This window comes from Acutalibacter sp. 1XD8-36, assembly GCF_009917525.1.
GTDB lineage: Bacteria > Bacillota > Clostridia > Oscillospirales > Acutalibacteraceae > Acutalibacter.
This window is the reverse complement of sequence record NZ_QZDU01000047.1, coordinates 1-1,632: the sequence shown is the minus strand read 5'-3', so window position 1 is coordinate 1,632 and position 1,632 is coordinate 1. Positions and strand designations below refer to the sequence as shown.

Sequence of the window (1,632 nt, the reverse complement as noted above, 5' to 3'; positions counted from 1 at the left end):
TATACATATTAACCTCTCTTTTTTGGTAAAACATGATTTTAAGAATGTACCAAAGCCCGCCGCGAAAAGCAAGTTAGCTGGACACAGTATGTTATCACTACGGCTATTGCCCCTCAAACGCTGATACCGCAAACAGCATAGCGGATTTCATTAAGACTCTCGCTGACCGTCTTGAACCGATTGTCGAATTGCCGCAAGACTAGCCAGCGACCCCACAAGCGCCGCCAGAGCTTCCACCTCTGCGGCGTTTGCCGTTCTCTCGGAAAGATATTCGATGTTTTTGACTAAGGCGCTTTCTACTCTGTCTAGCTGTTCGGCTGTCATATCCTCGCCTCCTTTCTTTTCACCCCGCCCCGGAAAGCACAGCACTTTCCAAAAAACAGTAATTATTTATTGATTTTCAGTAATTCCCGGTGTATAATGGTACACAGACCTATCTTGGGTTAGAAAGGGGTTGATGCCATGCGGAGAAATCGGCAAGGCACTCTTTTTGCCCATGCGTTCCAGACTAATTACAGATAGCGTAATGCGTAAGGGCAAAGGCTGAACCGGAACTGCCAAAGTGAACGGTGCGTCATAGAAGCGTATGGCCATATACGTCAAATAAGCAAAGGCAAGGGTCTGGTGGGGAAGAATCTTCCAAAGTTACGTTTGACTCTTGGCTACCGAATATGGGAAGATTTTCGGCGCTTGTTTGTGCAGCGTATTCTGGTCAAAAAAAGCCGGAGAGAGTACGTCCGCAATGGCCTGCGGACGTATTCTCTTTTTACCCCGCCCTTTCCCGGGGCTGTGGGGCTAGGATAGACGGCGAATGCTCAGGTGCTTGGTAAAAGTCAAATGGGTTCTTCCCGAGAAAGTTGCAAACCTCTAAGTACTCATCTGACCTCAAAGCTCGTTCTCTTGTTGCCAGACTACGGCGCAAAATTCCATCAGGTATTTTTGTTGCTTTTGCTATTGCAGAAATCTTTATACCCTTATCAGAAATGTATTGTGCCGCAGCAGCAGTAGCTCTGTCTGTCATTTTATCACCTCTTTTCTTCAATTCGAATCCTTCAAGTCTATAATACTCTTAGTATAGAAGAATGCCAAGCGTTTTTTCTTCATTTTCAAGAAAAATTCATTGACATTCGAGAATTTGTGTTTTATGATAATGGAAAGGAGGTTTGAAATGGAAAATGAGTTATTTGGAAAAACATTGAGGGAACTTAGGTTAAAAGCAGGTTGTTCTGTCCCCGAAACATCAAAACATCTTATAGATTTAGGGGTAAGGGCATCAGCAAAGACAATTTACGGCTGGGAACGAGGGCATTCCTTACCTAACGCTGATACTCTCCTCTACCTTTGCGAATTCTACAATGTCCAAGATATATTACAGGCATTCGGGTATAAATCATGCGATACGAAATCGCAAGAAGATATTTTGCTTGCAAACTATCATTCGTTAAATGAAGAAGGCCAAGAAAAGATGCTTGACTATTCAGAGGATTTAGTTAGTTCTGGAAGATATAAAAAATCGGATAAACTTAACTTGGATTCAAAAGAAGCATAATATCAAATTATGAAAAATATATTGAATAATGTAAAAATGAAAAGAGGAATGTAAAATGAAGTGTCCAAGATGTGGCGGGAATA

At 42.2% G+C, this 1,632-nt stretch carries 3 protein-coding genes; 1 reads left to right on the top strand and 2 read right to left on the bottom strand.

What is annotated here, in order from left to right; translation table 11 throughout:
* Window positions 1-150: 150 nt before the first annotated feature.
* Together D5270_RS16415 and D5270_RS16410 are read right to left on the bottom strand one after the other, a co-directional pair.
* Window positions 151-324: a hypothetical protein gene (locus tag D5270_RS16415; RefSeq protein ID WP_166545088.1), complete on the bottom strand. Its 174-nt coding sequence runs from the start codon at window positions 322-324 to the stop codon at window positions 151-153.
* A 442-nt stretch (window positions 325-766) separates the two neighbouring features.
* Window positions 767-1,021, bottom strand: coding sequence for a hypothetical protein (locus D5270_RS16410; protein WP_166545087.1), 255 nt, complete (start codon window positions 1,019-1,021; stop codon window positions 767-769).
* 147 nt (window positions 1,022-1,168) lie between these two features.
* Between D5270_RS16410 and D5270_RS16405 the strand changes: the two genes are divergently transcribed.
* Window positions 1,169-1,549, top strand: coding sequence for a helix-turn-helix domain-containing protein (locus D5270_RS16405; protein ID WP_166545086.1), 381 nt, complete (start codon window positions 1,169-1,171; stop codon window positions 1,547-1,549).
* The last annotated feature ends 83 nt before the right edge of the window (window positions 1,550-1,632 follow it).